Annotated in this window: 17 protein-coding genes and 2 pseudogenes; 5 read left to right on the forward strand and 14 right to left on the reverse strand. The window is 68.9% G+C overall.

Annotated features, from left to right (window positions below; translation table 11 throughout):
* Positions 1–295: 295 nt before the first annotated feature.
* On the reverse strand, positions 296–4,384 hold the full coding sequence (gene hrpA, locus WB794_RS11340) for an ATP-dependent RNA helicase HrpA (RefSeq protein WP_337335967.1): 4,089 nt from the start codon (positions 4,382–4,384) through the stop codon (positions 296–298).
* A 94-nt stretch (positions 4,385–4,478) separates the two neighbouring features.
* Here hrpA and WB794_RS11345 point away from each other — a divergent pair.
* From WB794_RS11345 to recQ, 3 genes and pseudogenes are all read left to right on the forward strand, one after another.
* Positions 4,479–4,952 (forward strand): annotated as a pseudogene (locus WB794_RS11345) (Dps family protein); the annotation flags it as partial.
* A 111-nt stretch (positions 4,953–5,063) separates the two neighbouring features.
* On the forward strand, positions 5,064–6,407 hold the full coding sequence (gene gdhA, locus WB794_RS11350; protein ID WP_337335968.1) for an NADP-specific glutamate dehydrogenase: 1,344 nt from the start codon (positions 5,064–5,066) through the stop codon (positions 6,405–6,407).
* A gap of 30 nt (positions 6,408–6,437) precedes the next feature.
* On the forward strand, positions 6,438–8,252 hold the full coding sequence (recQ, locus tag WB794_RS11355) for a DNA helicase RecQ (protein WP_337335969.1): 1,815 nt from the start codon (positions 6,438–6,440) through the stop codon (positions 8,250–8,252).
* Positions 8,253–8,313: 61 nt separating this feature from the next.
* Here recQ and WB794_RS11360 read toward each other — a convergent pair whose 3' ends face one another.
* From WB794_RS11360 to WB794_RS11370, 3 genes are read right to left on the reverse strand one after another with little or no spacing between them, the layout of a single operon-like run.
* The gene (locus WB794_RS11360) at positions 8,314–12,147 is read right to left on the reverse strand and encodes a YhdP family protein (protein WP_337335970.1); all 3,834 of its coding nucleotides are present in this window, start codon (positions 12,145–12,147) and stop codon (positions 8,314–8,316) included.
* A 42-nt stretch (positions 12,148–12,189) separates the two neighbouring features.
* Complete coding sequence (gene rng / locus WB794_RS11365; RefSeq protein ID WP_337335971.1) at positions 12,190–13,668, reverse strand: ribonuclease G; 1,479 nt, start codon at positions 13,666–13,668, stop codon at positions 12,190–12,192.
* A 21-nt stretch (positions 13,669–13,689) separates the two neighbouring features.
* Complete coding sequence (locus WB794_RS11370; protein ID WP_337335972.1) at positions 13,690–14,274, reverse strand: Maf family protein; 585 nt, start codon at positions 14,272–14,274, stop codon at positions 13,690–13,692.
* 124 nt (positions 14,275–14,398) lie between these two features.
* Here WB794_RS11370 and WB794_RS11375 point away from each other — a divergent pair, with 124 nt between their 5' ends.
* Positions 14,399–14,824: a group III truncated hemoglobin gene (locus WB794_RS11375; RefSeq protein ID WP_337335973.1), complete on the forward strand. Its 426-nt coding sequence runs from the start codon at positions 14,399–14,401 to the stop codon at positions 14,822–14,824.
* Positions 14,825–14,902: 78 nt separating this feature from the next.
* Here the strand turns inward: WB794_RS11375 and WB794_RS11380 are convergent, their stop codons facing one another.
* The 4 genes from WB794_RS11380 to WB794_RS11395 all read right to left on the reverse strand — a co-directional run bounded on the left by WB794_RS11380 (position 14,903) and on the right by WB794_RS11395 (position 21,090).
* Entirely contained in the window at positions 14,903–17,008 is a 2,106-nt protein-coding gene (locus tag WB794_RS11380; protein WP_337335974.1) for a M13 family metallopeptidase, read from the reverse strand.
* A 148-nt stretch (positions 17,009–17,156) separates the two neighbouring features.
* Positions 17,157–19,265 (reverse strand): putative bifunctional diguanylate cyclase/phosphodiesterase, encoded by a 2,109-nt coding sequence (locus WB794_RS11385; RefSeq protein WP_337335975.1) that lies wholly within the window; start codon positions 19,263–19,265, stop codon positions 17,157–17,159.
* A 2-nt stretch (positions 19,266–19,267) separates the two neighbouring features.
* Positions 19,268–20,188: a phosphate/phosphite/phosphonate ABC transporter substrate-binding protein gene (locus tag WB794_RS11390; RefSeq protein WP_337335976.1), complete on the reverse strand. Its 921-nt coding sequence runs from the start codon at positions 20,186–20,188 to the stop codon at positions 19,268–19,270.
* Positions 20,189–20,310: 122 nt separating this feature from the next.
* Positions 20,311–21,090 (reverse strand): RNA methyltransferase, encoded by a 780-nt coding sequence (locus WB794_RS11395; RefSeq protein WP_337335977.1) that lies wholly within the window; start codon positions 21,088–21,090, stop codon positions 20,311–20,313.
* Between the two features lie 222 nt (positions 21,091–21,312).
* Between WB794_RS11395 and WB794_RS11400 the strand changes: the two genes are divergently transcribed.
* The gene (locus tag WB794_RS11400; RefSeq protein ID WP_337335978.1) at positions 21,313–22,131 is read left to right on the forward strand and encodes an inositol monophosphatase family protein; all 819 of its coding nucleotides are present in this window, start codon (positions 21,313–21,315) and stop codon (positions 22,129–22,131) included.
* 129 nt (positions 22,132–22,260) lie between these two features.
* Here the strand turns inward: WB794_RS11400 and rplQ are convergent, their stop codons facing one another.
* From rplQ to secY, 6 genes and pseudogenes are all read right to left on the reverse strand, one after another.
* The gene (gene rplQ, locus WB794_RS11405) at positions 22,261–22,650 is read right to left on the reverse strand and encodes a 50S ribosomal protein L17 (protein ID WP_337335979.1); all 390 of its coding nucleotides are present in this window, start codon (positions 22,648–22,650) and stop codon (positions 22,261–22,263) included.
* A gap of 130 nt (positions 22,651–22,780) precedes the next feature.
* Positions 22,781–23,779 carry a DNA-directed RNA polymerase subunit alpha gene (locus tag WB794_RS11410; RefSeq protein WP_337335980.1) on the reverse strand — a complete coding sequence of 333 codons (999 nt, stop codon included), beginning with the start codon at positions 23,777–23,779 and terminating at the stop codon, positions 22,781–22,783.
* 18 nt (positions 23,780–23,797) lie between these two features.
* The gene (gene rpsD / locus WB794_RS11415; protein ID WP_337335981.1) at positions 23,798–24,427 is read right to left on the reverse strand and encodes a 30S ribosomal protein S4; all 630 of its coding nucleotides are present in this window, start codon (positions 24,425–24,427) and stop codon (positions 23,798–23,800) included.
* A 13-nt stretch (positions 24,428–24,440) separates the two neighbouring features.
* Entirely contained in the window at positions 24,441–24,830 is a 390-nt protein-coding gene (gene rpsK / locus WB794_RS11420) for a 30S ribosomal protein S11 (RefSeq protein ID WP_337335982.1), read from the reverse strand.
* Between the two features lie 9 nt (positions 24,831–24,839).
* Positions 24,840–25,196: a 30S ribosomal protein S13 gene (gene rpsM / locus WB794_RS11425; RefSeq protein ID WP_337335983.1), complete on the reverse strand. Its 357-nt coding sequence runs from the start codon at positions 25,194–25,196 to the stop codon at positions 24,840–24,842.
* A 201-nt stretch (positions 25,197–25,397) separates the two neighbouring features.
* Positions 25,398–26,657: pseudogene (gene secY, locus WB794_RS11430) on the reverse strand (preprotein translocase subunit SecY); the annotation flags it as partial.
* Positions 26,658–26,745 lie beyond the last annotated feature (88 nt).

Below are 26,745 nucleotides of genomic sequence, written 5' to 3' on the forward strand. Positions count from 1 at the left end.
CTGATTGATTGTAGCCCACGAATGTCAAGTGGAACGTGAACTTTTCCGAAAGACGACGGTCGGCCGGCTGGGGGCTGTGACCGGCAAACCGGGCGCGGCGAGCCGCGTCACCGGAGGCCCCGCCCCGCAATTTCGCAGGCCGAAGTCGCCGGGGCGCGCCTGTGCCCACGCTCGCGCGCCTGCGCGGGTGCGACGGTGAAGGCTTCGCCGGTCCTGGCGGCAAGGCGCAATGGGACGGCACGATGGCGGAATGGAATCGCCTTCGGCGGTTCCAATGGAATGGGCTTTTCCCACCCTACGGCTGCGCCGCGCCTGCGCGCAGCAGCTCGAGCTGTCGCGCCAGTCGCTTGGCCGAGACCGGGATGGCAGTGCCGAGTTCCTGGGCGAAGAGCGAGACGCGCAGTTCCTCCAGCTCCCAGCGCAGCGCCTGCCAGCGCGGATCGGCGAAGGCCGGGGTGGCGCGCGCGGCGTCGAGCGCCTGCACGAAGGGCGTCAGCTCCAGCATCCGCGCCTGGTCTTTGGCCGGATCGCGCAGGGCGCGCTCCGCGCGCAGGAGCATGGCATCGAGATAGCGCGGGAAGTGCGCGAGCGCGTCGGGCGGCGTGTGGCGCAGGAAGCCAGGATGCACCAGGCCGTCGAGCTGGGCGCGCAGGTCGTCGAGGTTGCCCTTGGCCCAGCCCATCAGCGGCGATTCGAGCTTCGGGCGCAGTTCGGCCACGCGCTGGAGGATGGATTCGGCCAGCTCCAGGCGGCGCACGGCTTCGCCGAAGAGGCGCTTGCCGGCCTCGGCCGCGCGCTGCACGAAGGCGGCGCGGTCGCGGATCGCGCCGAGGTCGTCGCCTTCCACGGCGCGCAGGGCGGCGGTGACGATATCCTCGCGCAGGCGTTCCTGGGTTTCGATGGCAGCGTACAGCAGTCCGATCTTGGGCGAGACGGGAAGCTGCTTGCGCGCCTGCTTCGCGCGATCCGCGAGGGCGAGGTGCAGCAGGCGGCGCACGCCGTCCCGATGCGCCGCATCGGCTTCATCGCGGCGGGCGGATACGCGCAGCGCGACGGACTCGCCCTCGTCGACCAGTGCGGGAAACGCCGGTACGCCGGCTTCGCCGGACACCTGCAGCGGCACCGGCGTTTCGGGAAATTCGGTCAGGCCGCTGTCGGCCAGGTCGCGCCCGGCGCGCGCGGCGAAACTTTCGCGCGCACGGTCGCCGAAACGCTGGCGCAGTTCGTCGAGATCGCGCGATTCGGCCAGCAAGCGCTCCTTTCCTTCCAGCAGGCGAATCCGCAGGCGCAGGTGCGGCTCCAGCGCCGCCTCATCGAAGTCGGTGGCGGCGATGGGCGCGCCGGTGACCTTGGCCAGGAACCGCGCCAGTTCGCCGCGCAGGCTGTCGGCCGAAGGCGCGGGCCAGGCCTGCGCGAAGGCGCGGGCGAAATCCGGCGCGGGCACGAAATTCCGTCGCTGCGCCTTGGGCAAACCGCGGATCAGCGCGGTGGCCTTTTCCTCCACCAGCCCCGGCACCAGCCACTCCAGCCGCGCCGGGTCGAGCGCATTGAGCAGATGCAGCGGCACGTCGAGGGTGACGCCGTCATCCTCGGCGCCGGGCAGGAAGTGGTAGTGCAGCGCCAGACGCGCATCGCCCAGCGGGAAGTACTTCGGGAACCGCTCCGCATCGCTGCCCTCGCCCGGCAGGAGTTCGGCCAGCGGCCATTCGAGCCGACGCCGTTCTTCTCCCGACAGCTTTCGATACCAGGCATCCAGCCCGGCGGCGCTGTTGATGTCGGCCGGGATGCGGTCGAGGTACCAGCGCGCCTGCCAGTCCTCGTCGGCCACCAGCCCGGCGCGGCGCAGCTTGGCTTCTTCCTCGCGCGCCTTTTCCAGGGTGGCGAGGTTGCGCGCGACGAAGCCGGCGCGCGTATCGATCTCGCCGGGCACCAGCGCCTGCCGGATGAAGATGTCGCGCGCCTCCAGCGGATACAGCCCGCCGTAATGGATCGGCCGCTTGGGCGCGAGCACCAGGCCGAACAGGCTGATCTGCTCGAAGCCCGTCACCCGCCCCTGCGACCTGGCCCAGTGCGGATCGAAGTGGCGGCGCGCCAGCAGGTGGGGAAGTTCGGCGATGACCCAGTCCGGCTCGATCCGCGCGCAGGTCAGCGCCCAGACCTTCTGGGTGTCGAGCAAGGTCGCACACAGCAGCCAGCGCGGCGGCTGGCGCGCCAGCGCCGAGCCGGGAAACACCTGGAAACGCCGCCCGCGCGGGCCTTCGAAGATGCCCTTGTCGTTCTTCTGCCCGATATGGGTAGGCAGGCCGGCGATCAGGGCACGGTGCAGAAGGGTGTAGGTGCCGTCGGCCGCGCAGGGCCGACCTGCGGCGGGATTCTCGTAGGTCGGGGCTACGTCCCCGACGCGCCGGGGCTTGCCGTCGGCCGCGCAGGGCCGACCTGCGGCGGGATTCTCGTAGGTCGGAGCGATGTCCCCGACGCGCTCTTCCAGCGCCCAACCCAGCTCCTGGCACAGCAGCACCAGCTGCCGGTGCAGCTCGCGCCACTCGCGCATGCGCAGGAAGCCGAGGAAGTGCTTTTCGCACCAGTCGCGCAGCTTCGACTGGCTCAAGTCCTCGTGGGCCTGGCGGTAGGCGTCCCAGAGCTTGAGGATGCCGACGAACTCCGAGTGCGGGTCGGCGAATTCGGCGTGCGCCTGGTCGGCGGCCTGGCGCTGGTCGGCGGGGCGTTCGCGCGGATCCTGGATGCCGAGAAAGGCGGCAATGGCGAGCACCTGGCGCAGCACGCCGTGGCCGCGCGCGGCGATCAGCATGCGCGAAAGCGCCACGTCCACCGGCCAGCGCGCCATGGTGCGGCCGATGTCGGTGAGATGACGCTCGCGATCAACCGCGCCCAGTTCCTGCAATTGCTGCCAGCCATCGGCGACGGCGCGCGGATCGGGGGCTTCGAGGAAGGGAAACTCCTCCAGCCGCCCGAGGCCAAGCGAGAGCATCCGCAGGATCACCCCGGCGAGCGAGGCGCGCAGGATTTCCGGATCGGTGTAGCGCGGGCGGGCGTCGAAATCCTCCTGCGAATAGAGCCGGAAGCACACCCCCGCAGCCACGCGCCCGCAGCGACCGGCGCGCTGGTTGGCGCTGGCCTGGCTGATCGGCTCGACGTGCAGGCGCTCGAGCTTGCCGCGCGGGCTGTAGCGCTTGACCCGCGCGAAGCCCGGATCGATCACGTAGCGGATGCGCGGCACGGTGAGCGAGGTTTCCGCGACGTTGGTCGCCAGCACGATGCGGCGCTTCGGGCCGGGCGAGAAGATGCGGTCCTGATCGCGCGCGGAGAGCCGCGCATACAGCGGCAGCACTTCGGTTTCACGGTACTTGCGCCGCTCCAGCGCCTGGTGCGCATCGCGGATCTCGCGCTCGCCGGGCAGGAACACGAGGATGTCGCCCATCGGATCCTCGCGCGTGGCTTCGTCCGCCGCGCGCACGAGGGCGTCGAGAACGCCCATGCCCTGGTCCCCCATCCGCGACGGGACACGAGTCTTCGCTCGTTCTCCCATCCGCGATGGGTGAGTGGAGTCATCCGCGTGCTCTCCCCCATCCAGCGGCCGATAGCGCATCTCCACCGGATAGCTGCGCCCCTCGATCGCCACCACCGGCGCATTGTCGAAGTGGCGGGAGAAGCGCTCGGTGTCGATCGTGGCCGAGGTGACGATGAGCTTGAGGTCCGGGCGCTTCTTCAGCAGCGTCTTCAGGTACCCCAGCAGGAAGTCGATGTTGAGGCTGCGCTCGTGCGCCTCGTCGACGATGATCGTGTCGTAAGCGGAGAGGTAGCGGTCGGACTGGATCTCGGCCAGCAGGATGCCGTCGGTCATGAACTTGATGCAGCCGGACTCCGAGGTGCGCTCGGTGAAGCGCACCTGGTAGCCCACCGCGCCGCCCAGCTCCACCTGCAGCTCCTGTGCGACACGATGGGCCACCGCGCGCGCGGCGATCCGGCGCGGCTGGGTGCAGCCGATCAGGCCCGCCGCACCGCGCCCGGCGGCCAGGCACATCTTGGGCAGCTGCGTCGTCTTGCCCGAGCCGGTTTCACCGGCCACCACGATCACCTGATGGCGCTCGATCAGTTCGACGATGCGCGCGGCCTCGCGCGCCACCGGCAGGGTCTCATCGAAAGTGGGCACGGGCAGCCGCGCGCGGCGCGCTTCGCAGGCGGCGACGGATGCGGCCAGCGCGGCCTCGTACTCGGCGCGCAATGCGGCATCCTGCGCCTGCGCACGCACGCGCCCGCGCAGGCGCAGCAGCCGCCCGCGGTCGCGGCTGAGTGCGTGCGACAGCGCATCGGGCGCGCGGCCGCGCGCCACGCTCGGGTTGATGTCAGCGGCCATAGCCCCCATCTATTGAAGTCTGCGGGAGAATCAACTTCCTGCTCCCGGAAAAGCGGCGTAGGGTAACCGCCATCATTCACCACGCAAGGAGTTCGACATGAAAATCGATATCGGGATCAAGTCTGCGGACCGCAAGGCAATTGCCGATGGCCTCTCGCACTTCCTCGCCGACGCCTACACGCTTTATCTCAAGACCCACAGCTTCCACTGGAACGTGACCGGGCCGATGTTCAACTCGCTGCACGTCATGTTCGAGACCCAGTACACCGAGCAGTGGGCGGCGCTGGACGAGATCGCCGAACGCATCCGCGCCATCGGTTTCCCCGCGCCTGGTTCCTATGGCGAGTTCGTGAAGCTCACGTCCATCGCCGAAGAGCCCGGCCGCGAAGGCGAGGTGCCGGACTGGAAGGAGATGGTCAGGCAGCTGGTGGCGGGCAACGAAGCGGTGTGCCGCACCGCGCGCAAGGTGCTCGCCACCGCCTCGCAGGCCGGCGACGAGCCCACCGTGGACCTTCTCACCCAGCGCCTGCAGGCGCATGAAAAGGCCGCCTGGATGTTGCGCTCGCTGCTGGAATGATGCGCAGCGGTTCGCACACGCGAAGGCCGGGAATTGCGTTCCCGGCCTTTTTTGTGCTTACACTCCAGATTGTTGCGGTGCAATATCGCCAGATTCCGGGGAACCGTCGCCATGAACGACTGCACGCTGTCGTCCTTTCTCGATACCGTCGCGCGCCGCGACCCGCACCAGCCCGAGTTCCAGCAGGCGGTGCGTGAAGTCATGGAAAGCCTGTGGCCGTTCCTCGATCAGAATCCGCAGTACCGCCGTCAGGGCCTGCTGGAGCGGCTGGTGGAACCCGAGCGCCTCCTGCAGTTCCGGGTGGCCTGGCTCGACGATCGCGGCCAGACCCGCGTCAATCGCGCCTGGCGGGTGCAGCACAGCGCCGCCATCGGCCCCTGCAAGGGCGGTATGCGCTTCCACCCCTCGGTGAACGCGTCGATCCTCAAGTTCCTCGCCTTCGAGCAGACCTTCAAGAACGCGCTGACCACGCTGCCGATGGGCGGTGCCAAGGGCGGCTCGGACTTCGACCCCAAGGGCAAGAGCGAAACCGAGGTGATGCGCTTTTGCCAGGCGCTGATGTTCGAGCTGTATCGCCACATCGGCGCGGATACCGACGTGCCGGCCGGCGACATCGGCGTGGGCGCGCGGGAAGTGGGCTACATGGCCGGCATGATGAAGAAGCTCTCCAACCAGGCCGCCTGCGTCTTCACCGGCAAGGGGCTGGCCTACGGCGGCAGCCTGATGCGTCCGGAGGCCACCGGCTTCGGCCTGATCTACTTCGTCGAGCAGATGCTGCACTACGCGCGGCGCGAGACCCACGGCGCGCGGGTGCTGATTTCCGGGGCCGGCAACGTCGCGCAGTTCGCCGCGATCAAGGCGATGGAGCGCGGCGGCAGGGTGCTGACGCTTTCGGATTCGGGCGGCACGCTGTACGCCAGGGATGGCTTCGACGAGGACGCACTGGCCGAGGTGTGTACATTGAAGAACGTGCGACGCGGGCGGCTGTCGGAGCTGGCCGGCGACGCGCGCTTCGAGTACCTCGAAGGCCGCAGCCCCTGGCACATCCCGGCCGAGATCGCGCTGCCCTGCGCCACCCAGAACGAGCTGGACGGAAACGATGCGCGCACCCTGGTGCACAACGGCGCGGTCTGCGTGGCCGAGGGCGCGAACATGCCCAGCACGCTGGAGGCGGTCGAGGTGTTCCAGCAGGCCGGCATCCTCTACGCACCGGGCAAGGCGTCCAACGCCGGCGGTGTAGCCACGTCAGGGCTGGAAATGAGCCAGAACGCGCTGCGCCTGTCGTGGACGCACGCCGAAGTCGACGCGCGGCTGCACGCGATCATGATGGAGATCCACGCGCTGTGCGTGCGCCACGGCACCCGCGCGGACCGCAGCATCAACTATGTGCAGGGGGCCAACGTCGCCGGCTTCGTGAAGGTGGCCGACGCGATGCTGGCGCAGGGCGTGTGCTGAGCGGCGCGGCGCATCGGCTATCCTGAGCCGATGCCCGAGACACCTCTTGAACTGCTGAAGCGCGTCTTCGGCTACGACAGCTTTCGCGGCGAGCAGGCGGCGATCATCGATCACCTGGTCGCCGGCCGCGACGCCCTGGTGCTGATGCCGACCGGCGGCGGAAAGTCGCTGTGCTATCAGCTTCCTGCCCTGCTGCGCGAGGGGACGGGCATCGTGATTTCGCCGCTGATCGCGCTGATGCAGGACCAGGTCGACGCGCTGCGCCAGCTCGGCGTGCGCGCGGCGCGCCTGGATTCCTCGCTGGAGGCGCGCGAGGCGCTCGACACCGAACGCGCGCTCGCCGCCGGCGCGCTGGATCTGGTGTACGTCTCGCCCGAACGCTTCCTCACCGAACGCTTCATGGATCGAATCGACGCGCTGCCGATCGCGCTGTTCGCCATCGACGAGGCCCACTGCGTTTCGCAGTGGGGCCACGACTTCCGGCCCGAGTACCGCCAGCTCGACGTGCTGCACCAGCGCTGGCCGAGGGTGCCGCGCATCGCGCTCACCGCCACCGCCGATGCGCCCACGCGCGCGGAAATCGCCGAGCGCCTGGCGCTGGACGAGGCGCGCTGGTTCGTCAGTTCCTTCGACCGCCCCAACATCCGCTATCGGGTGGAACAGAAGGCCAACGGCAAGAAGCAGCTGCTCGATTTCCTCGCCATGCGCGCCGGGCAATCGGGCATCGTCTACTGCCTGTCGCGGCGCAAGGTCGAGGACACCGCCGAGTTTCTCGTCGGGCACGGCGTGTCGGCCCTGCCCTACCACGCCGGCATGGCGACCGCGGCGCGCGCCGAAAACCAGCGCCGCTTCATCCGCGAGGAAGGCATCGTGATGTGCGCCACGATCGCTTTCGGCATGGGCATCGACAAGCCCGACGTGCGCTTCGTGGCGCATGTCGACCTGCCCAAATCCATCGAGGGCTACTATCAGGAAACCGGCCGCGCCGGGCGCGATGGTGACCCGGCCGAGGCCTGGATGTGCTGGGGCATGGGCGATGTCGCCACGCTCTCGCAGATGATCGAGGCGGGCGAGGCGGATGAATCGCGCAAGCGCCTGGAGCGGCACAAGCTCAACGTGCTGCTGGGCTATGCCGAAACCATCCGCTGCCGCCGCCAGACGCTGCTCGCCAGCTTCGGCGAGACCTACCCGGACCCCTGCGGCAACTGCGACAACTGCCTGGAACCGCCGCCCACCTGGGACGGCACGCAGGCGGCGCGCAAGGCGCTCTCCTGCGTGTGGCGCTGCGGCCAGCGCTTTGGCGCGGGGCACCTGATCGACGTGCTGCGCGGCACCCGCACCGAGAAGGTTCTCCAGCACGGGCACGATACGCTCAGCACCTTCGGCATCGGTGCCGAGCTGGAGGCCATCGCCTGGCGCGGTGTATTCCGCCAGCTGGTCACCGCCGGGCTGCTCGACATCGATCACACCCGCTTCGGCGCGCTGCGCCTGACCGAAGCCGCGCGCCCGCTGCTGCGCGGTGAAGGCCACCTGACCCTGCGCCGCGACGCGCCGGCGGCGCGCCGGCGCGGCAGGTCCGAGCGCGGGCGCGGCGCGGCCACGGAGGAGATTGCCCTCAGTGACGCGGCGCGGCTGCGCTTCGAGGCACTGCGCGAGCTGCGCACGGCGCTGGCGCGCGAACAGAACCTGCCGGCCTACATGATCTTCGGCAACGCCACCTTGCGCGGCATCGCCGAGGCCGATCCGAACGAGCTGGACGAACTGGCGACCGTCTCCGGGGTCGGCGTGGCCAAGCTGGAGCGCTACGGCGAATCGGTGCTGGAGACCCTGGCGCTGCTGCGCTGAGGGCCTGTGGAAAACCCATCTGCCGGCTGCTGCCGCCGCCGAACGCGCCGGGCAGCGATCGTCAGGGTGAGGGGTCGCGCGGCGCAGCCGCTTCCGCCTCGATCGTCGGCGCATCCCACGCTCCGGTGACGCGATACACCGTGCGCGTCATGTCCTTGAGTGGCTGGCGCAGCACGGCCTGGGCCACCGCGCCGACCGCCGCACCGGCCGGACCCGCGGCAATCGCGCCGATCGCCGGCAGCACGCTGCCGGCCTTGGGCAGCACCTCCAGGGTCTGGTCGTAGTCGCGCGCCTTGAGGCCGGTGCGCCCGCGCAGGCGGATTTCCGCGGAGGGCGCATTGATCCGGAAGTCGTCGGTGAAGGCGTCGCCGCGCTCGATGCGGAAGCTGCCGGCCATCTGGTTGAACGCGAACCCGGACTTCAGGAAATCGCTGAAATCAAGGCTCAGCCGGCGCGGGATTTCGGTCAGGCTGAGCAGGCCGAACAGGCGGCCGGCACCCGGCTCCACTTCCAGCACGCGCCCCTGCCCGACGCTGACATCGAGCCTGCCATCGGCCACCGCCCAATCGAACGCGCCGGGGGCACCGGGCCACGCCAGCATCAGGCGTCCGTGGGTGCCGCTGCTTTCGATCAGGCGCGAGAAGCCCAGCGCCTCCAGCATCGCGCCGGCATCGCGCGAGGAAAAATCCAGCGCCAGCGCGGTTGATTCGCGCCCTTCCACCACCTGCCAATCGCCCTTGGCCTTGAGATCGAGCGCCGCCGAGTGGGCATCGAACCGCTCGACGTGCAGGCCCGTGGCGGTAGGCCAGGTCTCCAGCCAGACGTTGCCCAGGTGCGCGCCGGAAAACCGGGTATCGGCCGACTCCAGGTGAATCGGCGGGATCAGGCCGGGCGCGGAAAGCACCTGCGTTGTCGCCGCATCCTGCCCGGCGTCCGCCGCATCCGTCTCCGGCCAGTGCAGGCGATCAAGGCGCGCGGTGATGCCCTTCTGGGCAAGCCCATCGAGCGGCACCGACAGCTCACCCGCCAGCGCATCGCCGGCAAAGCCGAAGGTGAATCGCTCCGCATCGCGCTGCATCGTGACGCGGGTTTCGCGGAACGGCCGGCCAAAAAGGTTCAGTTCGCCGATGAACAAGTCCGCCGAGGCCAGGTGCAGCGCCGCTTCGCCATCCCCCAACCCCGCGGCGACGCCGCCCCAGGCCGCGGCATCGAGCACCGGGATCTGCCCGGCGACGTGCAGGCCGCGCGGCGGCGGCGCGGCGTCCACGACGTCGCCGAACAGCGCGGTGCCGCTGAAGCCATCGACGCCCGAACGCCCGTGCAGGCGCAGCAGTCCGCCCAGGCGCAGGTCGATGCCGACGTCCGGCTCTTGCAGGGTCAGGTCCAGATCCAGCGGCATCCGGTCGGCGGCATCCTTGCGCAGCGGGGCCGGAAGGTGGATCGACACGCCCGCCAGATCCGAGCGCACCCGCAGCTGGGGCGCGGCGCGGACAGCGCCGTCCGGCTCGGGCACGGTCAGTTGCAGGGTCCAGTCGGACTCGCCGCCCAGCCACGGCGTCAGCCAGCGGCTGCGCGCATTGGATTGGACCAGCCGCGCCGCCGGGAAATGCCCGCGCAGGCTGGCTTCAGCGAGGTGTTCGGGCTGCGAGGTGTAGTCGCCCACGGCGATGCTGAGCGCGCCCAGCGTCCCGCCGAACCCGACGCTCAGCTCATCGGCAAGGAATCCGCGGTCGGAAAACCGCACCCGCCCGCTCGCGCCCTCGAAATCCAGCCCCCAGTTCGCATCGCGCAGGTCCATGCGCGCCAGGTCCACCTGTCCATCGACCTTCGGCTCGCCCAGGTGATCCTCCAGCGGGATGTGGAGCGCCAGGGCCACTTCGCCGCGGCCACCGAGCGAAACGCCATCCAGCAGTTCGCCGTGCGCTTCATGCAGGGGACTCTTGCGCAGGACCTGCAGCAGCGCCGAGCCGCTGCCGTTCCCATGCACATCCAGCGCAAGGATCGAATCGCCGAAGTCGGCGATGCCGCCGCGCGCGCTGGCCACCTGCGCAGCGCCCACCTCGCCCGCCAGATCAAGCTCCATCGACACGTTGATGAAGCGCGCCGTGCCGCGCACGCGGTGCCCGGGCAGCCAGTCCGGGTGATAGGCGATCTGGGCGTCCTCCAGCTCAGCCAGCGCCTCGAAGCGCCCCTCGCCCTCGGGGAACGGCCAGTCGCGCACATTGCCGCGCACCACCGCGCTGCCGCGCGCGACGCGGCCGCCGAGCAGCGCGGTATCGAGCCAGCGCACGGCCGCTTCAGACATCACGTTGACCGGCCAGAAGCGCTTGGCCACAACCAGCGGACCTTCGCCGACGTCGGCGCGCAGGTCCAGCAGCACGCCACCGCCATCGGGAAACTGCGCACCGCCGGCCAGCGTGATGGCGTAGTCGTCCTCGTTGAGCCGCAATCCCGGCGTATCGATGCGCCAGCCATCGCCTGGATCGAAGGCGAGGATCTCTCCGGCAACGCGCGGCATGAACGGGGCGCGCAGCACGCCAGGGGCCTGCACGGTCCAGACGCCGGGAGCCACGTCCAGGCGCAGCGCGCGCGCATCGCCGCCCAGCACCCCGGAAACGCCTTGGAAAGCCGGGATGCCGCCCACCGGCTGCCAACCGGCATCGAGCAGACGCGCTTCGAACCGGTAGCGTCCGGCATCGAACCAGGCCGCTCGCAGCGACTCCAGCGTGCCGTGCGGCGCGGCCTCGCCCAGCCAGTGCCGCAGCCGCGCCGGCATCGCCGGAACCAGCCGCGCGAGCGCCAGCGGCGGCCCCAGAGCCAGCGCATCGGCTTCCACGCGCACCAGCCCGGAGCCATCGCGCTGCGCATGTCCCCGGCGCACGACCTCGAGCGAGCGGCTGCCTAGTTCATCGACCACCTGCCACGAAGGCACCACCGCGCGCCAGCCGGAGCCGCCCTCCCGCCACACCCGCGCCTGCATCTGCCAGACCGCGAACCGCGCCGACTGTTCGACGATGCGCCCGTCGTCCTCTCCGCTTTCGATCGCCGCATGCAGCGCGAACGGGGCCATGGAGGCATCCAGCTGCACGCCGATCGGCTCTCCCTCGGCAAAATCCAGCCACACGCGCAGGTCGCCGCGCGCCTGCGACAGCCCGACCTGCCCCATCGTCAGTTCGCGCAGCCAGATCGCCCAGTCCTGCGCGCGGCCCTCAAGATAGGCCGTGCCCGTCCGCCCGTCCGGGCTCAAATCCGCTCCGAGCCGCAGCATCGCGCCCGGCACCTCGCCATGGACGTAGGCCCCCAGGCGCAGCTGCCCGCCGGCGCGCTGCATGCGCGCGTCGATGCGCGGCACGACGCGCTGGCGTCCGGTGATCGCATCGCGGAACCGCAGTCGCGCCGCGCGCACTTCCAGCGCGCCGAAGCGATCGAGCTGCTGGAACTGCGAGCGATTCGCGGCAGCAGGCGCACCGCGGCCGAAGCCGTCGAGCCGCCAGCGCCCGTCGGCATCGCGGTGCAGCTCAAGTTCGGGGCCGTCCAGCGCAAGCTCGGTCAGCGGCATGCCCGGCCACAGGCCGGAATAGATGTTCACCTGGAGCTGGGCGCGGTCGATGTCGAGCACTTCCGGTGCCTGCCCGATGCGCAGGCCGGAAAGCGAAAGCCGCGGCCCGGCGCGATTCCATTGCGCCTGGACGGCCCCCAGCGCAACCGGCGCATCAATGCGGTCCGACAGCCAGCGCGCCACGGCATCGGGATGCCGCGTCAGCACCGGCAGGAGCTGGCTCGCCAGCCCCACCGCAAGCGCCGTGAGGATCACGACGGCCAGCAGGCTCCAGCCCAGCATGCGGCGGGCGCGCCTGAGCGTGCGCCGCATCCGCCCGTGCGCCCGGCCGCTCATGCGCGCATCCGGATGGCCGCCGCCGGCCGCCGCACGCCGCCGTCAGAGCAGGACAACGTCGTACTGCTCCTGCGCATACTGCTCGTCGGCCTGGAAGCGGATGGTCTTGCCGATGAATTCCTCCAGCTCGGCCACCGCGCCCGATTCCTCCTCCAGAATGCGCGTGACCACGCGCGCGGACGCCAGCACCAGCAGCTTTTCCGCCTCGAACTGGCGCACCGCGCGGGTGATCTCGCGGAAGATCTCGTAGCACACGGTTTCGGCGGTCTTGATGCTGCCGCGCCCGGCGCAGGTCGGACACGGTTCGCACAGCTGGCGCACCAGGCTGTCGGTGGTGCGCTTGCGCGTCATTTCCACCAGGCCCAGCGGGGAAAACTCGTGGACCGTGGCCTTGGTGTGGTCGTGCGCGAGCGATTTTTCGAGCTGGCGCAGCACCTGGCGGCGGTGTTCGGCATCCTGCATGTCGATGAAGTCGATGATGATGATGCCGCCCAGGTTGCGCAGGCGAAGCTGGCGCGCGATCGACTGCGCCGCCTCCAGATTGGTGCGGAACACCGTGTCTTCGAGGTTGCGGTGCCCCAGGAAGGCGCCGGTGTTCACGTCCACGGTGGTCATGGCCTCGGTCTGATCGATGACGAGGTAGCCACCGGATTTCAGCGGCACCTGTTTCTGCATTGCGCGCAGGACTTCATCCTCCACGCCATAGAGGTCGAAGATCGGGCGCTCGCCGGGGTAATGCTCCACGCGCTCGGCCAACTCCGGGATGAACCGGGTCACGAAACGCTGAATGCGTTCGAACGACTCGCGCGAATCCACCCGCACCTTTTCCACGTCCTCGCGCATGTAGTCGCGCACGCAGCGCAGGATCAGCGACAGGTCCTCGTAGATGCAGGTGCCCACGCGCGCTTCGGCCATGCCGGCGCGCACCGCGTTCCAGACCTTGTCCAGATACACCACGTCCTTGGCCAGCGCCTCCTGGCTTTGGCCTTCGGCGTTGGTGCGCACGATGTAACCCATCGGCGCATCCAGGCTCAGCTCACCCATCATCGCCTTCAGCCGCGCGCGCTCGTCCTCGTCCTCGATGCGCGCCGACACGCCCAGCACGCGCCCGTGCGGCAGCAGCACCAGGTAGCGCGAGGGAATGCTGATCTGGGTGGTGAGGCGCGCGCCCTTGGTGCCGATCGGGTCCTTCACCACCTGCACGATCACCTCCTGCCCTTCGCGCAGCAGCTCGCCGATCGCCGTCGTCGGCACCGGGGCCGGTTCTTCGCCGTCCAGCGGCTCGGGAACCGCCGGGCGCAGGATGTCGGAGGCGTGCAGGAAGGCGGCGCGGTCCAGCCCGATATCCACGAAGGCGGCCTGCATCCCGGGCATCACCCGCTGCACCCGTCCCTTGTAGATGTTGCCGACGTAGCCGCGCCGGCTGGAGCGCTCGATCAATACCTCCTGCAGCATGCCGTTCTCGACCACGGCGACGCGCGTCTCGCGCGGGGTGACGTTGATCAGGATTTCTTCGGACATGCGTGGCCCTGCCGGAAATGTTCAGGAAAAAGAAGCCGCCGGCGCGATGCCGAAGCGTGCCAGCAGCGCGGCGGTTTCATGCAGCGGCAGGCCCATCACGCCCGAATGGCTGCCCGCCAGGCGCGGAATGAAGGCCGCCGCGCGGCCCTGGATCGCGTAGGCACCGGCCTTGCCGAAGGCCTCGCCGCAGGCCAGATACTCCGCGATCTGCGCCGGGGTGAGCGGCGCGAACGTCACCTCGGTCACGTTCACCGCGCAGGACTCGCGCTCGCCGTCCACCAGCCACAGCGCGGAGATGACTTCGTGGGTGCGACCGGAGAGCCGCTGCAGCATCGCGGCGGCATCGGCGGCGTCGGCGGGCTTGCCGAAGACGCGGCCATCGAGCACCACTTCGGTATCGGCCCCGAGCACCACCGCGACCGGATCGTCCGCGCAGCGCGCCAGGCCGGCGCGGGCCTTGTCGAGCGCCACGCGCAGCACGTAGTCGCGCGGCGATTCGTCCGGTGCGCGCACTTCCGGGACATCCACGTCCAGGCAGCGGAAACGATGGCCGAGCTGTTCCAGCAGCTGGTGCCGGCGCGGGGATCGGGAGGCGAGATAAAGCATCGCGGAAGCTTAACCCGGAACCGGGTTGACCGATCCTGGCGCGTGCCGCTGCGCGCTTGACCTGGATCACGGCCCGCGCCCCGCCGCCGCGGGACGATGCGGCGATGAAACGCAGGCCGGTGACATGAACCAGACCGCCAGCATCCCCGCCCACGGCGATGCCGCCCCCGCGGCCGTCTGCTCCGAAGACGAAGTGATCGCCCTGGTGCATCGCTTCTACGCCCGCGTGCGCCAGGACGCGCTGCTGGGGCCGATCTTCGAGCGCCACATCCGCGACTGGGACGCGCATCTGGCCAATCTGGTCGACTTCTGGTCGGCCACGCTGCGCGGCACGCGCCGCTTCCGCGGTGCACCCATGGCCAAGCACATGGCGCTGCCCGGGCTGAGGCCGGTGCTGTTCCGGCGCTGGCTGGAGCTGTTCGGCCAGACCACCGCCGAGCTGGGCAACCGCCGCCTCAAGCGGGAGGCCGACGAACGCGCCGCCGCCATCGCGCTGCGCCTCTGGGAGCGCTATCAGATCGAAGGCTGCGACGTGGTGTCGGCGCACTGAGTTCGACGCGCGACCGCGATCGGACCGCGGCGCGCTGGCGCGGCGGCTGCCTTGCGGGACAGCCGCCGCGACGATCGCCTACCAGATCACGACCTTCACGTCGTCCGGGCGCACCATGGCATCGCCGGCCGTGCAGTTGAAGGCCCGGGCGAAGCCGTCCATGTTGGACGGCGCACCCACGGCGCGGAACGGTGCCGGCGCATGCGAATCGGTGTTGAGCCGCACCTTGAGCTCACCCGGAGTGAAGCTGCGACGCCAGACCGTGGCCCAGTTCATGAAGAAGCGTTGCTCCTGGCTCAACCCATCGATCATCGGATCGCTGAAGTCCGCGCCCTGCGCCGCCTTCATCGCATCGAACGCGGCGGACAGGCCACCCAGGTCGGCGATGTTCTCGCCCAGGGTCAGGGTGCCGTTGACGTGGATACCGTCGATCGACTCATAGCCGTCGAACTGCGCCACCAGCTTCTTCGTGCGCGCCTCGAAGCCGGCGCGGTCGGCGTCGGTCCACCAGTTGTTGAAGTTGCCCTGCGCGTCGAACTTGCTGCCCTGGTCGTCGTAGCCGTGGATCATCTCGTGGCCGATCACCGCCATGATGCCGCCGTAGTTGAGCGCGTCGTCGGCCTCGGGATCGAAAAACGGCGGCTGCAGGATGCCGGCCGGGAACACGATCTCGTTCTGGCTGGCGTTGTAGTAGGCGTTGACGGTCTGCGGGGTCATGAACCACTGCGCCTTGTCCACCGGCTTGCCGATCTTGTCGAACATGTAGCGCATGTTGAAGGCGCGCGCGGCCAGCGCGTTGCCGGCGAAATCGCCGCGCGCGAGCGTCAGCCCCGACCAGTCGCGCCAGCGGTCCGGATAGCCGATCTTGGGGGTGAAGCTGGCCCACTTCTCCAGCGCGCGCTGCTTGGTTTCCTCACCCATCCATTCCAGCGCCTCGATCCGCGCCTTGAGCGCCAGGCCCAGGTGGCTGACCATGTCCACCATCTTGGTCTTGGATTCGGGCGGAAATACCGCCTCGACGTAGAGCTGCCCGAGCGCCTCGCCCACCGACGCGTTGGTGGCGTCCAGCACCCGCTTCCAGCGCGGTGCCTGCTCGGCCTGGCCGCGCAGCGCCTGACTGTAGAAGCTGAAGTCTTCCTGCGCGAAGGCGGCGCTCAGGAACGGTGCGGCGTTATCGATCTCGTGGTAGCGCAGATAGCTGCGCCACTCTGCCACCGACACCGTGCCCAGCATCGCGTCGACCTCGCGGAAGAAGTCCGGCATCGCCAGCGAGAACATCGCCGGGCGCGCCACGCCGATGGCATCGAAAAACGCCGTCCACGAGAAGTTCGGGGTGAGCGCGTCGGCATCGGCCAGCGTCGTGGGAACGTAGCGCTTGGCCGGGTCGCGCAGCTCCACGCGCGGCGTGGAGGCCGTGGCCAGGCGCGTTTCCAGCCGCACCACGGCATCGGCGCGCGCGCCGGCGACGTCCGCCTCATCGCCGGCCAAGGCGAACAGCGCCGCGGCATGCGTGCGCAGCGCTTCGCGCGCCTTCACGTAGTCCTCGCGACCCTCCAGGTAGTAGGCGCGCTCGGGCAGCGAGAGGCCGCCCTGGCCGGCATAGGCAATGACCTGGGTGGAGTCGCGGTAGTCGGCATTGCCGTAGAAGGAGAACAGCGCCAGCCGGCCCTGCGCGGCGGCATCGCGCAGATAGGCGGACACGCCCGCGCCGTCGGTGATCGCGTCGATGCGCGCGAGCATGGGCTGCAGCGGTGCGAGGCCGGCCTGCTCGATCGCCGCTTCGTCCATGCCCGAGGCATAGAAGTCGCCGACCAGCCGCGCGATGGCGTCGTCACCGGCTCCGGCGGCGGCTTCCTCAGCCAGTGCGCGCTGCACTTCGAGCGAACGCTCGGCCAGCGATTCGAAACTGCCCCAGGTGGTGCGGTCGCCCGGCACCGGATTGGCGGCAAGCCAAGTGCCGTTGACGTGGGCATTGAAGTCGCCGCAGGCCGGAACCGCCGCGTCCAGATCCGACGCCTGCAGCCGGACCACAGGCGTGCGGACCGCGGACAGGTCGAAGGCGGGCGCGGCGGGCGCGGCCGACGGCGTGTCGGACGGGGCCGCCTCCTGTGCGGGCTGGCAGGCAGCCAGCGCCACGGCTGAGGCGAGCGCAACGGCAAGCGGCGTGCGGAAAATCCTGGACATGGGCGATCCTCGGGTGATTGAGCCGAGCACTTTACTGCGGATGCCTGTTCAGGAAACAGCCTCGAAAGTCATCCCCGCGCGGCACCCAGCCTGCCCCGCCAACCGCGCCGATTCGATGGCCGGGACCGCTGCCAGCCTGCTTGCCGAGTCAGCCGCCCAGCTCGCGCACCAGATCTGCGGCGCTCATCGGCCGCCCGAGCAGGAATCCCTGCAGGTTGTCGCAGCCGCGCGCCTCGAGCGCGTCGAACTGGCCCTGGCTTTCCACGCCCTCGGCCGTGACCACGATGCCCAGCGAGTGCGCCATGGCGATGATCGCGGCGGTCAGGGCAAGGTCATCGGCGTCGTCCAGCATGCCCGAGACGAAGCTGCGGTCGATCTTCACCCCGTCGATCGGGACGCGGCGCAGGTGGCTCAGGCCGGAGAATCCGGTGCCGAAGTCGTCGAGCCAGATTCTCACGCCGGCGGCGCGCAGGCGCGCGCAGGCACCGATGGCCTCCTGTTCGAGCGAGAACATCATGGTTTCGGTCAGCTCCAGATGCAGCCGCGCGGGCGGCAGCCCGGATTCCCGCAGCTCCGCATCGACCAGATCGGGCAGCGCCCCCTGACGCAGCTGGCGCGCGGAAATGTTCACCGACACGAACGGCGCGACGCCATCGACCTGCGGCCACGTTGCCGCCTCCGCGCAGGCGACTTTGAGCACGAAGCGCCCGATGGCCTCGATCTGTCCGGTCTGTTCGGCCACCGCGATGAACAGCTCGGTGGCCATGGGGCCGCGCTGCGGATGGTTCCAGCGCACCAGCGCCTCGGCACCGATGATGCGCCCGCTCTGCAGCGAGTGGATCGGCTGGTAGACCACGGAAAGCTCGCCGCGATCCAGCGCCAGGTGCAGGTCCTGCTCCAGCTGCATCTCGCGCTCCATCACCATGTCCATGTCGCGGGTGTAGAAGCGCAGGCAGTTCTTGCCATCGAGCTTGGCGCGATACATGGCGATGTCGGCATTCTTGAGCAGCGTGGCCGGCTGGGCTCCATCCTGCGGGTACAGGGTGATGCCGATCGAGGCCGCCAACACGATCGACTGGCCACCCACGGTGATCGGCTGGCGCATCTGGGCCAGGAAGGTCTGGGCAAGCCGCGAGGCGCGATCGCGCACCTCGGTGCCATGCAGGAGCACCACGAACTCGTCGCCACCGAACCGCGCCACCTCCACGTGGCCGTCATCGGGCTCCCTGGTCGCATTCAGGATGCGCATCCCGAACTGCGTGAGCACTTCGTCGCCGATGTCGTGGCCCAGGGTGTCGTTGATGCGCTTGAAATCGTCCAGGTCGATGAACATCAGCGCCAGCTGGTGACCGTCGCGCTCGGCCGCAAGCACGCGCGCGTTGAGCGATTCGCGGAAGGCCACGCGGTTGGGCAACCCGGTGAGCGCGTCGCTGAAGGCCAGGCGGCGGATGTCGCGGTCGTGCCGGTCGACGCTGCGGCCCATGCGCACGAAGGCGTCCTCCAGCTCGCCGATCTCGTCGCAGCGCGACGGCGTGAGGAACTCCACCGCATAGTTGCCCTGCTCCATCTGCCGCGCGGCGAGGGCCAGACGCTGCACCGGCCGAACCAGACCGCGCGAGATCAGCAGGGCGACCAGCAGGATCGACACCATCAGCCCCAGCAGCAGCATCCCGATCAGGGATTGCATGCGATCGCGCCAGCGCTCCATGCCGGTCTGGATGGATGCCAGCACCTGCTTTTCGAACAGCGATGGCACCTGGCGCGAAATACCGACGCGCACGCCGCCAATCCGTTCGCCGCCCAGCGTGACCGGCACTGCGGCGTCGATGACGCGCTCGTCCATCTGCACGAGCGGCTCGGCGGCCACCATCACGGCGGTGGCCATCTCATCGCCCATGCGCTGACCAAAGCGCGCGATGTCCGGGCTGGCGTCATGCAGGATGCGCCCCTCGGCGTCATAGACCAGCACGTAGGCCACATCCGGCTGCCGCAGCGCGGAACGCGCCGCAGCGCCAATCTGTACCAGGTCGAAGTAGTAGATCGGGTTGATGATCGCCTCGGCCAGCATCTGCGCCAGCGCCAGCGCCCGGCGCTGCTCGCTCAGCTGGCTGGCTTCGCTGATGGCATCAGCGCCGATGCGCGAGATCTCCTCCATGCCCTCGATCTGCTGGCGCAGGCCAACGAAGCCGATGCCGCCGCACACCGCCACGGCGAGCAGGACGATCAGCCAGAACTTGGAGCGCAGGCCCAGGCGCATGACTATTCCAGTCGCGCGCGAACGAGATCCACGTCGGCGCGCAGCCGGGCGAGGCTGCGCTCGACCCCGGCATCGATCGGAATGAAGCGCTGGGTGCCGAAGAATCGGCGCAATGCTTGGGCGGCGGCCGGATCGTCGCCTGCGCTCAGCAACACCTCGCGCAAGCGCTCGCGCACCTTGGGATCCAGCGTCGGCGCGGACACCTCGATGGAGCGCGGAACCTGCACGCTGGCGTGGAAAATCTCCAGGTCGTCCTGCGGGCTGCCCGGCGCGTACGCGAGGCCATCCCAGTCCAGGTTGGAGAACGCGCCGGCGTCCACGAGGCGCTTCTGCACCCAGGTGACGACGTTGCCCTCGCTGCGCGCGAACAGGTAGCCGGCCCGGCCCGGCGAAGGGCGATCCAGCGGCGAAAGCAGCACGTCCAGGGCGATGCCCTCGCGCAGCATCGCCGCGGCCGGAAGGATGTAGCTGCTGGTCGAATAGGCGTTCTGGAATGCGATGCTGCGGCCGCGCAGGTCCTCCAGCGACGCGATTCCGCTGCCCTTCCAGGTGAAGAAGACCGCGTGATAGGCCTCGCCGCCACGCACGCTGACCAGGAGGAGATCAGCGCCGATCTTGCGGCGGTAATCGATCGCCATGGCGGCGGTATCGCTGACCCAGTCCACGCGCTGGCGGCGCAGGTAGCTTTGCATCTGCGTCGCATCGCGCGCCATCAGGATCCGGCCCTCGCGGATGCCGACCGAGCGCAGGCGCGGCACGACGTAATCGAGCATGGGCCGCATCGATTCGGCGTGCGCCTTCGGGTCATCGCTGACGCGCCCCAGCACCAGTACCTGCCGCGCCCCGGCACTGCGATCAACGCTATCCGCAGTCGCAAGCGGCGGCAGCAGGAAAAGCACCAGCAGGACGGCAATTCTGGGCATCGGTTTCACGATCGGCGCGAGGGCACCGGGCTGGGTACGCAGACTAGCGGATCGTCCAGCGCTCAGGAAGCAATCCGGCACGAGGCGATGGCGGTGGGTCGATCAACGCCGACACGCCGGCATCACCCGCCCGGGCCGGCACCGCGCGCCAGCCGCGCCATGCGCTGGGCATCGGAAAAAATGCCGCGCAGCACCCGCACCTCGCGCTGGTCGGGCTGGGCGCGCAGGAAGAGCTGGCGCAGCCGTCGCATGACGCGATCCGGCGAGCGCCCCTTGTGGAAGTCGATGTCGTCCAGGGTCTGCGCCAGGTGTTCGAACAGTCCCGCCATCTGCCCTGCGCTCGCCGGCGGCTCATCCGGTGCCGGGCCGGAGATGATCGCCGGCGCATCGGCGCGGGAACGTGCCAGCGCTTCGCGGCGCAGCTCCCAGGCCAGGACCTGGACCGCGGCGGCGAGATTGAGGGAGCTGAAATCGTCGACCGAAGGGATATGCACCGCCGCATGGCACAGCATCAGCTCCTCGTTCGTCAGCCCGGTGCGCTCGCGCCCGAAGACCAGTGCCACCGGCCCTTGCGCGGTGGCGTCGAGCATCCTGCCCGCGGCCGCATCGGGCGGGTATTCGTCCATGGCCACGCTGCGCCTGCGTGCGGTACAGCCCATCACCCAGCGGCAATCGTCAATGGCCTCGGCCAATGAATCGAACACCCGCGCGCCGGCCAGCACATCGTCTGCACCGGCGGCCATGGCGTCGGCCTCGCGGTGCGGAAAGCGCTCGGGGGCCACCAGGTCGAGCCGGGACAGGCCCATGGTGCGCATGGCGCGCGCCGCCGCGCCGATGTTTCCGGGATGCGATGTCCCGACCAGGACGATGCGGATGAGGGGAAATGCAGTGTCGGAGGGCACGTCGGGTTCCGTCGGGCGTCCCGCGGTGCGCGGGACCAGGCGCACAGTGTCCACCAGTCGCCGGGTTCCGCACAAAGCCGCATGTGGCGCAATGGCCGTGCCGGAGCGGGAGCATCCGCATCATCTCCCCGTGACCGCACGCGTGGATCGCGATAAAATGCGCGTTCGCCCGCGCCACCGCGCGGAGCGGCTCTTTCCCACCTCCGACGGACGCCCACCCGCATGCTCAAGCCAGCGGTCAACATCATGGTCAAGGCTGCGCGCGCGGCCGGCAACATCATCCTGCGCCACGTTTCGCGGCTGGACGGGCTCAACATCGTCGAAAAGGGGCGTCAGGACTACGCCAGCGAGGTGGATGCCCTGGCCGAGAAGGAAATCCTGCGCGAGCTGCGCCGGGCCTTTCCGGGCCACGCCTTCCTGTGCGAGGAAAGCGGCGCGCTGGGCCAGGCCCGCTACACCTTCGTCATCGACCCGCTGGATGGCACCAGCAATTTCCTGCACGGCATCGCGCACTACGCGGTGTCCATCGCAATGCTCGACGGCGACGAGCCGATCCACGGCGTCATCTACGACCCGCAGCGCAACGAGATATTCTCCGCAAGCCGCGGCAGCGGCGCCTACCTCAACGACCGTCGCATCCGCGTGAAGGATCGCAGCGAGATGGACGGCGCGCTCCTGGTGACCGGCTTCCCACCGCGCGAGCGCAAGCGTCTGGCACCGCAGCTCGAGGCCATGCGCGCGATGCTCGAAGACGCCGAGGACGTTCGGCGCACCGGTTCGGCGGCGCTCGACCTGGCCTATGTGGCCTGCGGGCGCGCCGATGGTTACTTCGAGGCCGGGGTGAAACCCTGGGACATCGCGGCGGGCCTCCTGCTGGTGCGCGAAGCCGGCGGGCGCAGCCTCAACTTCCGCGGCGAGGGCGCAGCCGTGAGCGACGGGCAGGTCATCGCAGGCAACCTGCGCATGACCGAACTGATCCACCGGCGCATCGTCGACAGCGGCTACGCGGCGGCGTTCGACGCCATCCCGCGCGGCGGATAGCGCAAAGGCGTAGCGGCTGCCCCGGCGCATTGCGCGGCGGGCAGGACTGGCGACAAAGAAAAATCCCGGCTCGCGCCGGGATTTTTCGTTCGCGATTGCGGCATCGACACGTCGATGCGCGGGCGCGGCTCAGTCCTCGTCGTCGGCCGCGGCGCTCGCGCGCGGGCGGTCGATCAGCTCGACGTAGGCCATCGGCGCGTTGTCGCCATCGCGGAAACCGCACTTGAGGATGCGCAGGTAGCCGCCCGGGCGGGCCTGGTAGCGCGGGCCGAGCGCGACGAACAGCTTGCCGACGGCTTCCTTGTCGCGCAGGCGCGCAAAGGCAAGGCGACGGTTGGCGACGCCATCCACCTTGGACAGGGTGATGAGGGGCTCGGCCACGCGGCGAAGCTCCTTGGCCTTGGGCAGGGTGGTCTTGATCAACTCGTGCTTGATCAGCGAGGCAGCCATGTTGCGGAACATGGCGTCACGGTGGGAGCTGGTGCGGTTGAGCTTGCGTCCGGATTTCTGGTGGCGCATGGGAAGATTCCTCGGGAAATATGGCTTTGTTGATGCCGATCCGTGGCCAACATTGTTGGTGTTGTATCCATCCCGGAACTCCTTTCCGCGGATGGTCGCGGGCGGAAAGGATCCGCCCGCAAAAGCCCGATCAACCCAGCATGCCCGCCTGCAGGCCGGCCGGCGGCCAGCTTTCGAGCTTCATGCCGAGCGAAAGGCCGCGCTGGGCCAGCACTTCCTTGATTTCGGTAAGCGACTTCTTGCCCAGATTCGGCGTCTTGAGCAGTTCCACCTCGGTGCGCTGGATCAGATCACCGATGTAGTAGATGTTCTCGGCCTTGAGGCAGTTGGCCGAACGCACGGTAAGCTCGAGGTCGTCGATCGGACGCAGCAGCACCGGGTCGATGCCGGCGACGCCGATCTGCTTGCTCGCGCCGCGCTCGCGCTGGGTGAAGTCACCGAACACGGAGAGCTGGTCGGTGAGGATGTCGGCCGCGGTGCGGACGGCTTCCTCGGCGTCGATCGCGCCGTTGGTCTCGATCGTGAGCACGAGCTTGTCGAGGTCGGTGCGCTGCTCGACGCGGGCGCTCTCCACGTCATAGGCGACCTGACGCACCGGCGAGAACGAGGCGTCCAGCACCAGCTTGCCGATGGCGCGGGTTTCCTCGTCCGGACGGCGCCGGGCCGAGGCCGGCTGGTAGCCGAAGCCGCGCTCGATCTTGAGCCGCATGTTCAGCGCCGCCTCCTTGGTCAGGTGGCAGATGACGTGCTCGGGGTTGATGATCTCGACGTTGTGGTCGACCTTGATGTCGCCCGCAGTGACGACGCCCGGGCCCTTGGCATCCAGGGTCAGCACGGTCTGGTCGACGTTGTGCATGCGGATCGCGACGTCCTTGAGGTTCAGCAGCACCTCGAGCACGTCCTCCTGCAGGCCTTCGACCGTGGTGTACTCGTGCAGCACGCCGTCGATCTCGACCTCGGTCACGGCGAAGCCGGGGATCGAGGAGAGCAGGACGCGACGCAGGGCATTGCCGAGGGTATGGCCATAGCCGCGCTCGAGCGGCTCGATGACCACCTTGGCACGGTTGGCGCCAAGGTGCTCGATGTTGGGGCCGCGCGGACGCAGCACCTGGGTGGCGGTAACTGACATGGTCGCTCGCTCCAGTGATTACTTCGAGTACAGCTCGATGATGAGTGCCTCGTTGATGTCCGAGGGCAGGTCGCCACGGTCGGGCACAGCCTTGAACAGGCCGCTGAACTTCTTCGCGTCAACCTCGACCCAGTGCGGCGCGAGATCCATTTCCTGCGACAGAGTCAGGGCTTCCTGCACCCGCAGCTGGCGCTGGCCGCGCTCGGTCAGCGCGATCGCGTCGCCCGGGCGGACCTGATACGAAGGCAGGTTGACCGCTTTGCCGTTGACCGTGACCGAGTTGTGCGACACCAGCTGGCGCGCCGAGGGGCGCGTGACGGCGAAGCCCATGCGGTAGACGACGTTGTCCAGGCGGGTTTCGAGCATCTGCAGCAGATTCTCGCCCGCGTTGCCCTTCTTCGCCGTGGCCTTCTTGTAGTAGTTGCGGAACTGACGCTCCAGGAGGCCGTAGATGCGCTTGACCTTCTGCTTCTCGCGCAGCTGTACGGCGTAGTCTGACAACTTGCCGCGCTTGGCTGTGGCACCGTGCTGGCCGGGCTTCTGATCCAGCTTGCACTTGGAATCGAGCGCGCGCGCGGGGCTCTTCAGCGACAGGTCGGCGCCTTCGCGGCGCGACAGCTTGCACTTGGGACCGATGTAACGTGCCATGATCGTGGTCTCCTTAGACGCGGCGCTTCTTCGCCGGACGGCACCCGTTGTGCGGGATGGGCGTCACGTCGATGATGTTGGTGATCTTGTAGCCGACGGCGTTGAGCGAACGCACCGCCGACTCGCGCCCCGGGCCCGGGCCCTTGATCAGGACTTCCAGCGTCTTGAGGCCGTAGTCGAGCGCGGCCTTGCCGGCCTTCTCGGCCGCAACCTGCGCGGCGAACGGGGTCGACTTGCGCGAACCGCGGAAGCCTGCGCCGCCCGAGGTCGCCCACGACAGGGCGTTGCCCTGGCGATCGGTGATCGTGACGATGGTGTTGTTGAAGGACGCGTGCACGTGCGCGATGCCGTCGGTGACGACGCGACGGATCTTCTTCTTCGGCTGTTTGGCCTGCTTGTTCATGTCCGGTCCTTACTTCCTGATCGCCTTGCGCGGACCCTTGCGGGTGCGGGCGTTGGTGCGGGTGCGCTGGCCGCGCAGCGGCAAGCCGCGACGATGGCGCAGGCCGCGATAGCAGCCCAGGTCCATCAGGCGCTTGATGTTGATGCCGATCTCACGGCGCAGGTCGCCTTCGATCACATACTTGCCGACCTCGGCACGCAGGCGCTCGACGTCGCCCTCGGTGAGGTCCCGGATCTTGGTGCTGGCGGTGACACCCGCCGCTTCGCAGACCTTCTTCGACCGGGTACGCCCGATCCCGTAGATGCTCTGCAGTCCCACCCAGACATGCTTCTGGACAGGGAGGTTTACGCCCGCAATGCGCGCCATTACGCGTTCTCCGATGGTGTTTTGCTGTTTCCAGCGCAGTGAGCCGGAAATGTTAACATGGCTTCGGGTTGTCAGGGAACCCTCGCGGCTTGCGCCACGAGAGCCCGGCCCGGGGAGTGTGCCCGAGCTCCGGCGACGGTCCCTGCCCTGCCCGCCGAGGCGGGCACCCGCGCTACTCCAGCGCGGGCACGGGGCCTGGACTCATCCGCGCGCGAAGCCGCCGCGCGAACCGCCCTTCAGATTGGATTTCTTCATCAGGCTCTCGTACTGATGACTCATCAGGTGTGCCTGAACCTGCGCGGTGAAGTCCATCACCACAACTACCACGATCAGCAGCGAGGTGCCGCCGAAATAGAACGGAACCGCCCACGCCGCCCGGAAGAACTCCGGAACCAGGCAGACCAGGGTGAGGTAAAGCGCACCCCACGCGGTCAGGCGGGTGAGCACGCCATCGATGTAGTCCGCCGTCGCCTTGCCGGGACGGATGCCGGGGATCAGCGCGCCCGACTTCTTCAGATTGTCGGCGGTTTCCTTGGAGTTGAACACCAGCGCCGTGTAGAAGAAGGTGAATCCGATGATCATCGCTGCGAACAGCAGCATGTGCAGCGGCTCGCCCGGTGACAGCGCCGCCGAGAGATCCTGCAGCCAGCGGACCTCGGTCCCCTGCGCGAACCAGCTCGAGGCGGTGGCCGGGAACATGATGATCGACGAAGCAAAGATCGGCGGGATGACGCCGGACATGTTGAGCTTGAGCGGCAGATGCGAGCTCTGGTTCATGTACGCTTGGCGGCCGCCCTGGCGGCGCGCATAGTTGACCGTGATGCGCCTCTGGCCGAGTTCGACGAACACCACGAACGCAATCACCAGCAGCACGAGCGCCAGCACGGCGATCACCGAGAACGGCCCCAGTTCGCCATTGCGGGCCAGATCCAGCGTGCCGAGCACGGCGCTGGGAAGGCCGGCCACGATACCTGCGAAGATGATCAGCGAGATGCCGTTGCCGACGCCGCGCTCGGTCATCTGTTCGCCCAGCCACATCAGGAACATCGTGCCCGCGGTCAGCGAAACGACCGCCGTGAACAGGAAGCCCGGCCCCGGCGACAGCACGATCGGAATCCCCGAACCCGCGCCCTGGGACTGCAGCGCATACGCCACGCCGTAGGACTGGAACACCGCCAGCAGGATGGTGCCGATGCGGGTGTACTGGGTGATCTTGCGACGGCCCGATTCGCCTTCCTTCTTCAGCGCCAGGAGGCTCGGGAAGATCTGCGCGCACATCTGGATGATGATGGACGCCGAGATGTAGGGCATCACGTTCAATGCAAACAGGCTGAACCGCTCCAGGGCACCGCCCGAGAACATGTTGAACATGTCCACGATGGTGCCCTGCTGCTGCTCCATGAACCGCAGCATGGCTTCCGAGTCGACCCCGGGCACCGGCAGGAAGGTTCCGAGGCGGTAGACGATCAACGCCCCCACCACGAACATCAGGCGCTGGCGCAGCTCGGTGAACTTGCCCGACCCTGCCAGCGCGGCTGCGACTTTCGAT

It is taken from the genome of Denitratimonas tolerans (assembly GCF_037203605.1).
Taxonomy (GTDB): domain Bacteria; phylum Pseudomonadota; class Gammaproteobacteria; order Xanthomonadales; family Xanthomonadaceae; genus Denitratimonas; species Denitratimonas tolerans.

Coding starts and splice junctions, on each gene's coding strand:
- hrpA (WP_337335967.1), bottom strand. CDS start 4,384: ATGGGGGCTATGGCCGCTGACATCAACCCGAGCGTGGCGCGCGGCCGC.
- gdhA (WP_337335968.1), top strand. CDS start 5,064: ATGAACGACTGCACGCTGTCGTCCTTTCTCGATACCGTCGCGCGCCGC.
- recQ (WP_337335969.1), top strand. CDS start 6,438: ATGCCCGAGACACCTCTTGAACTGCTGAAGCGCGTCTTCGGCTACGAC.
- WB794_RS11360 (WP_337335970.1), bottom strand. CDS start 12,147: ATGAGCGGCCGGGCGCACGGGCGGATGCGGCGCACGCTCAGGCGCGCC.
- rng (WP_337335971.1), bottom strand. CDS start 13,668: ATGTCCGAAGAAATCCTGATCAACGTCACCCCGCGCGAGACGCGCGTC.
- WB794_RS11370 (WP_337335972.1), bottom strand. CDS start 14,274: ATGCTTTATCTCGCCTCCCGATCCCCGCGCCGGCACCAGCTGCTGGAA.
- WB794_RS11375 (WP_337335973.1), top strand. CDS start 14,399: ATGAACCAGACCGCCAGCATCCCCGCCCACGGCGATGCCGCCCCCGCG.
- WB794_RS11380 (WP_337335974.1), bottom strand. CDS start 17,008: ATGTCCAGGATTTTCCGCACGCCGCTTGCCGTTGCGCTCGCCTCAGCC.
- WB794_RS11385 (WP_337335975.1), bottom strand. CDS start 19,265: ATGCGCCTGGGCCTGCGCTCCAAGTTCTGGCTGATCGTCCTGCTCGCC.
- WB794_RS11390 (WP_337335976.1), bottom strand. CDS start 20,188: ATGCCCAGAATTGCCGTCCTGCTGGTGCTTTTCCTGCTGCCGCCGCTT.
- WB794_RS11400 (WP_337335978.1), top strand. CDS start 21,313: ATGCTCAAGCCAGCGGTCAACATCATGGTCAAGGCTGCGCGCGCGGCC.
- rplQ (WP_337335979.1), bottom strand. CDS start 22,650: ATGCGCCACCAGAAATCCGGACGCAAGCTCAACCGCACCAGCTCCCAC.
- WB794_RS11410 (WP_337335980.1), bottom strand. CDS start 23,779: ATGTCAGTTACCGCCACCCAGGTGCTGCGTCCGCGCGGCCCCAACATC.
- rpsD (WP_337335981.1), bottom strand. CDS start 24,427: ATGGCACGTTACATCGGTCCCAAGTGCAAGCTGTCGCGCCGCGAAGGC.
- rpsK (WP_337335982.1), bottom strand. CDS start 24,830: ATGAACAAGCAGGCCAAACAGCCGAAGAAGAAGATCCGTCGCGTCGTC.
- rpsM (WP_337335983.1), bottom strand. CDS start 25,196: ATGGCGCGCATTGCGGGCGTAAACCTCCCTGTCCAGAAGCATGTCTGG.